The following is a 545-nucleotide window of genomic DNA, read 5'->3' as shown; positions in this document are numbered from 1 at the left end:
AAAGTAGGTTTTTCTAAATCAATGAATACCATCTTTTATAACATATATGATGCCAATGGTTCCATCCTGGAATCAGGTCCGGTAATTACTTATAAAACTAAGGATGCTCAGAATAAAACTTCTGTAGATTACCTGGCTTTAAGCAACTTTGCTAGTAATTCTACATACCTGGAACCTAAGATGGTAACCACTACCGATAAGATTAAGTCTTTCGAAAACCTGGTAGCTTGGCTTCAGACTTCAATTGACCAAACTGAGAATCCACTAACTATCCAAGTTGGAGGTAAAGAAGCCACTAGTACTGAGACTATGTTCAATGGTACACTGGGTACTGCTGGTGCTGACCCTACTGCAGATGAATGGATTGCTTCTTTGGATTTGGTAAAGGATTATACAGATGTTTATCAGTTAGCTTGTTCTCATATTCATCAACATCTGAAAACAGATCAAGATGTTTTAAAAGTACATAAGGCTGCTAAAGATATGTGTGCTGAATTGCAAGAATATACCTATTACATCGAAGTACCTAAATATACTACCCATTA

The 545-nt window shown here is 36.3% G+C and carries 1 protein-coding gene; it reads left to right on the top strand.

Going from position 1 to position 545, the window contains the following annotated elements:
• Positions 1-21: 21 nt before the first annotated feature.
• A partial coding sequence (locus IE212_RS34620; protein WP_190201953.1) for a hypothetical protein occupies positions 22-545 on the top strand: 524 nt, incomplete at its 3' end.

Origin of the sequence: Streptomyces djakartensis, assembly GCF_014651075.1 — a bacterium.
In the GTDB taxonomy this organism is placed as follows: domain Bacteria; phylum Actinomycetota; class Actinomycetes; order Streptomycetales; family Streptomycetaceae; genus Streptomyces; species Streptomyces djakartensis.
The sequence above is the reverse complement of the archived record's forward strand: the minus strand, read 5'-3'. Positions and strand labels throughout refer to the sequence as shown.